Annotated in this window: 9 protein-coding genes; all 9 read right to left on the bottom strand. The window is 68.1% G+C overall.

What is annotated here, in order from left to right:
- Positions 1 to 493: DUF4230 domain-containing protein (locus BHE75_RS06005; RefSeq protein WP_438830610.1), on the bottom strand; the 493-nt coding region annotated here is incomplete at its 3' end.
- Positions 494 to 633: 140 nt separating this feature from the next.
- On the bottom strand, positions 634 to 1,503 hold the full coding sequence (locus tag BHE75_RS06000; RefSeq protein WP_070933080.1) for an MBL fold metallo-hydrolase: 870 nt from the start codon (positions 1,501 to 1,503) through the stop codon (positions 634 to 636).
- Positions 1,504 to 1,646: 143 nt separating this feature from the next.
- Positions 1,647 to 2,522 carry a helix-turn-helix domain-containing protein gene (locus tag BHE75_RS05995; RefSeq protein ID WP_070933078.1) on the bottom strand — a complete coding sequence of 292 codons (876 nt, stop codon included), beginning with the start codon at positions 2,520 to 2,522 and terminating at the stop codon, positions 1,647 to 1,649.
- Between the two features lie 109 nt (positions 2,523 to 2,631).
- Positions 2,632 to 2,964 (bottom strand): Grx4 family monothiol glutaredoxin, encoded by a 333-nt coding sequence (grxD, locus tag BHE75_RS05990; RefSeq protein ID WP_015459784.1) that lies wholly within the window; start codon positions 2,962 to 2,964, stop codon positions 2,632 to 2,634.
- A 1-nt stretch (position 2,965) separates the two neighbouring features.
- Complete coding sequence (locus tag BHE75_RS05985) at positions 2,966 to 3,208, bottom strand: BolA family protein (RefSeq protein WP_015459783.1); 243 nt, start codon at positions 3,206 to 3,208, stop codon at positions 2,966 to 2,968.
- Between the two features lie 5 nt (positions 3,209 to 3,213).
- On the bottom strand, positions 3,214 to 3,537 hold the full coding sequence (locus BHE75_RS05980) for a DUF1476 domain-containing protein (RefSeq protein WP_015459782.1): 324 nt from the start codon (positions 3,535 to 3,537) through the stop codon (positions 3,214 to 3,216).
- Positions 3,538 to 3,623: 86 nt separating this feature from the next.
- Positions 3,624 to 5,117 carry an Asp-tRNA(Asn)/Glu-tRNA(Gln) amidotransferase subunit GatB gene (gene gatB / locus BHE75_RS05975; protein ID WP_015459781.1) on the bottom strand — a complete coding sequence of 498 codons (1,494 nt, stop codon included), beginning with the start codon at positions 5,115 to 5,117 and terminating at the stop codon, positions 3,624 to 3,626.
- A gap of 163 nt (positions 5,118 to 5,280) precedes the next feature.
- On the bottom strand, positions 5,281 to 6,762 hold the full coding sequence (gene gatA, locus BHE75_RS05970; RefSeq protein ID WP_070933076.1) for an Asp-tRNA(Asn)/Glu-tRNA(Gln) amidotransferase subunit GatA: 1,482 nt from the start codon (positions 6,760 to 6,762) through the stop codon (positions 5,281 to 5,283).
- Positions 6,762 to 7,049 carry an Asp-tRNA(Asn)/Glu-tRNA(Gln) amidotransferase subunit GatC gene (gene gatC / locus BHE75_RS05965; protein WP_015459779.1) on the bottom strand — a complete coding sequence of 96 codons (288 nt, stop codon included), beginning with the start codon at positions 7,047 to 7,049 and terminating at the stop codon, positions 6,762 to 6,764. The genes gatA and gatC overlap by 1 nt, the downstream gene beginning before the upstream one ends.
- Positions 7,050 to 7,133: the final 84 nt, after the last annotated feature.

Raw genomic sequence — 7,133 nt, 5'->3', positions numbered from 1 at the left:
TCTCGCCATCGCTCGCGGCCGGCTCGTCGGCGAAACGCACCGTCACCGCGGGGTCCAGCCCGGCGGCGGCCAGCGGCATGGCGAAGCTGCGCTCCACCGCGCGGCGCCCGGCATCGCGCGCCAGCCGCATCGGCAGCGCGCCCTTCGCCTGGCGCAGCAGCNCGGCCTGCGCCGCCTTGCGGTTGGCGGCATCCAGCGCCGTCCCGGCATCGCTCAGCGCCATCAGCACGCCGCCGCCATCATATTCCCGGATCGCGGCCATATCCACCTCCGGCCCCGCCACGGCGGGCGGCGGCAGCGTGACGGTCAGCCGCCGCGTCGCCGCGTTCCAGCGCACGTCCCTGGGGCTCAGCGCCCCCAGATCGATCTCGTAGCGGACATTGCCCGGCATGATCAGCGTCTTGCGCGCGGAAAGGCCGAAGCGGCTCTGGGTGGACGTCACCACCGCCACATAGCGCGCGGCGAACACCACCAGCCGGTTCTGCTCGCGCATCGATTCCAGGCTGGCGCTGGCGATGGACACCGGATCGGGGTTGAAGGCGCCGGCGATGCGCCGCGCGCCGAACCAGCCGGCGGCAGCCGCCACGATCGCCACCGCGGCCACCGCGGCGATCCATCTGATCGTGCGGCCGGTCACGCCGCGCGCGCCCAGCTTTCCTCGCCCGTGCGCACCACCACGCCCCGCCGCTCCAGATCGATCAGATGGGCCAGCACCGATCGGCCGGCCGCCTGCACCAGCCGGGGATCGAGCCCGACATACATTTTCTCCACCATCGCCGGCACCGGCTTCTCGCCCTCGCCCAGCAGGCGCAATATCTGCCCTTCGCGCTGCTTGCGATGCCCCATCAGGCTGCGCACGAAGCGCTGGGGCCGTTCCACCGGATCGCCATGGGCGGGGTAATAGATGGCGTCGTCCCGGCCCATCAGCTTTTCCAGGCTCGCCATATAATCGGCCATGTCGCCGTCCGGCGGGGAAATGACGGTGGTGGACCAGCCCATCACATGATCGCCGGTGAACAGCGCGTTCGCCTCCGGCAGCGCCAGGCAGAGATGGTTGGAGGTATGGCCCGGCGTCGCCACCCCCTCCAGCGTCCAGCCGGGACCGGAAAGCGCCTCGCCGTCCGCCAATATCCGGTCGGGGGCGTAGGTGCGGTCGAACGCGGCGTCGGCGCGCGGGCCGCTGTCGTCCAGCACCAGCGGCGCGCAGCCGACGATCCCGGCGCCCGTCAGCGCCTTCAACGGGGCGGCCGCCGGGCTGTGATCGTTATGGGTGTGGGTGCAGACGATGTAGCGGATCGTCTCGCCCGCCGTCGCCGCCAGGATCGCGGCGATATGATCGGCGATGTCGGGGCCGGGATCGATCACCGCCACCTCGCCGTGCCCGACGATATAGGTCTGGGTGCCGTGATAGGAGAAAGCGGACGGATTCGGCGCCAGCACGCGCCGCACCAGCGGATGCAGGTCCTGCGCCACACCGGGATTCTGATCGTCCATGCCGGCCATGTGGCATCGCGCGGCGCGGATTTGAAGTCCCATCGCAAGAAGTGTCGGGATATCTTACGAATCGCCCCTTGGTTGAGGGATCGTCAACCATCGTGTGGCAGGAGAAAATCGGGAAATTCCCTTCTGGCACGCATCCTGCTGGATTATCCGCGTTCCAATTGTTCCCGCATGATGAAGCGGCGGGGGCTGCGCTGGTGTTCCGGTCTCGCGCTGCCCCCGCCCTTCACCGCCGGATCGGCGCCGGGCATGGTGCCGCCCAGCGCAAGGGCCGTGGCCGCATCCCCCGGCAGGAACGCATCCACCACGATTTCCGCCAGCGTCACGTCGATCGGCGCGCTGAAGGTGGTCGTCGTGCCGATCAGCGAAAGGCGCCCGCCATCGCCATCGATCACCAAGGGCACCGCCACGGCCGCCGCGATCGGCCGCCTGCCCGGCGCGGGCGCCGGATAGGCATGGCATTCGGCCAGCAGGTCGATCAGCACGGGATCGTCGGTGGCGTCGATCTGCAATTCCACCCGGCGGCAGACATGCGCCTTCCATTCCGCCAGGTTCACGATCCGCGGCGCCATGCCGGCGGGGTGCAGATAGAGCCGCAGGAGGTTCACCGGCGGCGCCAGCAGTTCCGGCGAAACGCCCGCCATCAGCATTTCGAAACCGGGATTGGCGCGCAGCAGCGTCCAGTGCCGGTCGGCCGCGAAGGCGGGAAAGGGATCGACGCAGAGCAGCAGCCGCTCGATGCCCTTATGGGCCGGGGCCAGGGCCGGATCGTCCAGCGCATGTTCGGGAAAGATCGGGGCGAAGCCGGCGGCGGCCAGCAGCGCGTTGCATTCGCGGGGCAGCAGCCGCAGCCGCTGGGCCAGCCGCAGCACCAGCCGGCGGCTGGGCCGGGCGCGGCCGGTTTCCACGAAGCTCAGGTGGCGCGGCGATACGCCGACATCCTGGGCCAGGTCCCCCTGGCTCATCCGCCGATGGCCGCGCCAGTCGCGCAGCAGGTCTCCGAATGCGGGCTGTGTCGCCATGGCCTCACGCTAGTCACGCTTGGCCCCCCCGGCGATGGTTCAAAAGGTCAGTTGGCCATGCCTGTTGGGCAAGGGCGACGCCCCCACGCCGCCCGCCATGCCCTCTTGTTCAGGCCGCGCGGGCGATGCCCTTCTGGTCCAGCAGGTCGGCCAGCTCGCCGGCCTCGTACATTTCCATCATGATGTCCGAACCGCCGATGAACTCGCCCTTCACGTAAAGCTGGGGGATGGTCGGCCAGTCGGAAAATTCCTTGATGCCCTGGCGGATGCCCTGGTCCTGCAGCACGTCGACCGTGGCATATTCCACGCCCAGATGGTCGAGGATCGCCACCGCCCGGCTGGAAAAGCCGCATTGCGGGAAAAGCGGCGTGCCCTTCATGAAAAGCAGAACGTCGGCGGAATTTACAGCATCCGCGATGCGGGCCTGCACGTCATCACTCATCTCACACTCCTCGGTCGGGCGTGGCGGTGGTGAGCTGCAGCGCGTGGAGCACGCCGCCCATCCGTCCGCCCAGCGCGTCATAGACGCGCCGATGCTGCTGCGGGCGGGGCAGGCCGCGGAAGCTCTCGCTCACCACCCGCGCCGCATAATGATCGCCATCGCCGGCGAGATCGGTGATCTCGACATGCGCATCCGGGATCGCCGCCCGGATCATCGCCTCGATCTCTTCCGCCGCCATCGGCATGGCCGTTACTGCGCTTCCATGAGCTGGCGGCGCGCTTCGATCGTCTTGGCCTCCAGCGCGGTGCGGATGCGCGCCTCGTCGGTGTCCACGCCGGCCGAAACCAGATCGCCCAGCAGCTTGCGGACGACGTCCTCGTCACCGGCTTCCTCGAAATCGGCCTGCACCACCGCCTTGGCATAGGCGTCGGTCTCTTCGGGCGTCAGGCCCATCTGCTCGGCCGCCCAGGTGGCGACCAGCCGGTTGCGCCGCGCGGTCACGCGGAAGGCCATTTCCTCGTCGCGGGCGAACTTGGCTTCGAAAGCCCGTTCACGGTCGTCGAAAGTCGTCATGCCCCATCCCTTGGCTGGCGTTGTCGCTAGTGCAGATAGGCAGGCCCCGCCCCCGGCGCAACGGCGGCGGCGGGACCTGCGGTCATTCAGTTGTCGAGCGCGGCCTTCAGCCGTTCGTTGACGACGCCCGGATTGCCCTTGCCGGCCATCGCCTTCATCGTCTGGCCGACGAAGAATCCGAACAATTTATCCTTGCCGCCGCGATACTCCGCCACCTTGTCGGCATTGGCGGCCAGCACGTCCGCGATCACCGCGTCGATCGCGCCGGTGTCGGTCGTCTGCTTCAGGCCCCGCTCCTCGACGATCTTCGCCGGATCGTCGCCGGTTTCCAGCATGATCTCGAACACCTGCTTGGCGAGGCTGCCCGAAAGCGTGCCATCGGCCACCAGCCCCAGCAGCTGCCCGCCCTGCGCGGGCGAGACGGGGCTGTCGGTGATGTCCTTGCCCAGCCGGTTAAGCGCGCCGAACAGGTCGGAAATCAGCCAGTTGGACGCGGCCTTGGCCACATCCGCCTCGGGCTTGCCCTGCACCCTGGCCGTCTCCGCCAGCAGCGCCTCGAACCAGCGCGCCGTCTCCACGTCCGCCGTCAGCACGCCGGCGGCATAGGGGGTCAGCCCCAGCGGCCCTTCATAGCGCGCGCGCTTGGCGTCGGGCAGCTCGGGCAGGCTCGCGCGGCATTCGGCCAGGAAGGCGTCGTCCAGTTCCAGCGGCAGCAGATCGGGATCGGGGAAGTAACGGTAATCATGCGCATCCTCCTTGGACCGCATCGACCGCGTCACCCCCTTGTCGGGATCGAACAGGCGGGTTTCCTGCACCACCGTGCCGCCGCTCTCGATCAGGTCGACCTGGCGGTTCGCCTCATGCTCGATCGCCGCCATCACGAAGCGCACGGAATTGACGTTCTTGGTCTCGGTGCGCGTGCCGAACGGATCGCCCGGCTTGCGGACGGAAACGTTCACGTCCGCGCGCATCGATCCTTCTTCCATATTGCCGTCGCACGAGCCGACATAGCGCAGGATCGCGCGCAGCTTGCGCAGATAGGCGCCCGCTTCCGCCGGAGACCGCATGTCCGGCCGGCTGACGATCTCCATCAGCGCCACGCCGGACCGGTTGAGATCGATGTAGGAGCGCGTCGGATGCTGGTCGTGCATCAGCTTGCCGGCATCCTGCTCCACATGGATGCGCTCGATGCCGATGGTCTTGGCCTGGCCTTCCTCGGGCTCGATGCTGATCGTGCCCTCGCCCACCAGCGGGTGATAAAGCTGGCTGATCTGGTAGCCCTGCGGCAGATCCGCGTAGAAATAATTCTTCCGGTCGAAGCGGGACCATTTGTTGATCTGCGCGTCGATCGCCATGCCGGTGCGCACCGCCTGGCGGATGCACTCCCTGTTCGGCACCGGCAGCATGCCCGGCATCGCCGCGTCGACCAGCGACACGTTCGCATTGGGCTCCGCACCGAACCGGGTGGACGCGCCGGAAAAGAGCTTGGCGTTGGACGTGATCTGGGCGTGGACCTCGAGGCCGATCACGACCTCCCACTCGCCCGTCGCGCCCTGGATGCGGTAGGTGCTCTCAGTCATCTATGCTTCCGTCTGTTCGCGCGCTCGCGGGCGCGCCGTTCCAGAATTTTCTGTCTGTGGCGGGTCTGAGGTTTGGACGGCAGTCGCCGTCCGAACTTCAGACGCCTGAAACTTTCGACGAGGCCTTCCCCAATGCATTGGAGAAAGATCTCGCCGAGCCAGTTCACCACCACTTCTCCGCGCGTGCGTTGAAGCCGGCGCGCTGCTCGATCGCCAGGCCCGCATTCAGCACGCCCTGCTCGTCGAGCGGCTTGCCGATGATCTGCAGGCCCAGCGGCAGCCCTTGCGCGTCCAACCCCGCCGGCACCGACATCGCCGGCAGGCCGGCGAGCGAGGCCGGCACCGTGAACACATCGTTCAGATACATGGCCAGCGGATCGGCCGATTTCTCGCCCAGCGCGAAGGCGGCGGACGGCGCGGTCGGCGTCAGCAGCACGTCGCACTGCTGGAAGGCCTGCTCGAAATCGCGGGCGATCAGCGCGCGCACCTTCTGCGCCTTGGTGTAATAAGCGTCGTAGAAGCCGGCCGACAGCACATAGGTGCCGATCAGGATGCGCCGCTTCACCTCGGGGCCAAAGCCGGCCGCGCGGGTCGCCGCATACATTTCCTGAAGATTGGCGTGGTCGGGCAGCTCGCGCTCGCCGTAACGCACGCCGTCATAACGGGCGAGGTTGGACGAGGCCTCGGCCGGCGCAATGATGTAATAGGTCGGCAGCGCATAGCGCGTATGCGGCAGCGAAACCTCGACGATCTCGGCGCCCGCATCCCTGGCCCAGGCGATGCCCTGCTGCCAGAGCGCCTCGATCTCGGGCGGCATGCCTTCTACCCGATATTCCTTCGGGATGCCCACCTTCTTGCCGCGCAGGTCGGCGGAAAGCCCCGCCTCCCACTGCGGCACCGGCAGGTCGAGCGAGGTCGAATCCTTGGGATCGAAGCCGGACATCGCCTCCAGCAGGATCGCGCAGTCGCGCACGTCGCGCGCCATCGGCCCCGCCTGGTCGAGCGAGGAAGCGAACGCCACCACGCCCCAGCGCGAGCAGCGGCCATAAGTGGGCTTGATGCCGGAAATGCCGGTGAAGGCGGCCGGCTGGCGGATCGATCCGCCGGTATCCGTGCCCGTCGCCCCCGGCGCCATCCGCGCGGCGACCGCGGCGGAAGACCCGCCCGAGGAGCCGCCCGGCGCCAGCGCCGCATTGCCGCCGTCCTTGCGGCGCCACGGGCTGATGACGTTGCCGTAATAGCTGGTCTCGTTGGACGATCCCATGGCGAACTGGTCGAGGTTCAGCTTGCCCAGCATGCCGGCGCCCGCGCCGAACAGCTTGGCCGTGATCGTCGACTCATAGGTCGGCACGAAGCCTTCCAGGATATGGCTGGCCGCCGTCGTCTGGTATCCGGCGGTGCAGAACAGGTCCTTGATGCCCAGCGGCACGCCCGAAAGCGGGCGGAACTCGGCCGAAGCGCGGCCGCGATCGGCCTCGTCGGCGGCCGCCAGCGCATGCTCCGGCGTTTCGACCAGGAAGGCGTTCAGCGGCTTGCCGGCGGCCACGGCGGCGTTGAACGCCTCGGCCACCTCGCGCGCGGAAAAATCGCCCTTGCGGAATCCGTCGCGGATGCCGGCGACGGTCAGGTCCGTGAGATTGCTCACTATTCGATCACCTTCGGCACCGCGAAGAAGCCATGTTCGGCCTGCGGCGCATTCTTGAGAATCTGGTCGCGGATATTGCCGTCGGTGACGACATCGTCGCGCAGGCGTAGATGGTTGGGGATGACGGCGGCCAGCGGGGCGACACCATCGGTATCGACCTCGCCAAGCTGCTCGATCCAGCCCAGGATGTTGTTGAGCTCGGGCACCATCGCGTCGACCTCGGTATCGGACACGGCGATCCGGGCGAGGCTCGCGATCTTGCGGACGGTTGTGGCATCGACAGACATGTCCGCGCGGCTAGCAGCCACGGGGGTCCGCTTCAAGCGAAGAGCGACGCCGGCGGGAGATCACGGCCTTTACCCCGTCGATCC

Origin of the sequence: Edaphosphingomonas haloaromaticamans, assembly GCF_001853345.1 — a bacterium.
In the GTDB taxonomy this organism is placed as follows: Bacteria; Pseudomonadota; Alphaproteobacteria; order Sphingomonadales; family Sphingomonadaceae; genus Sphingomonas_E; species Sphingomonas_E fennica.
This window is presented reverse-complemented; position numbering and strand designations above follow the sequence as displayed.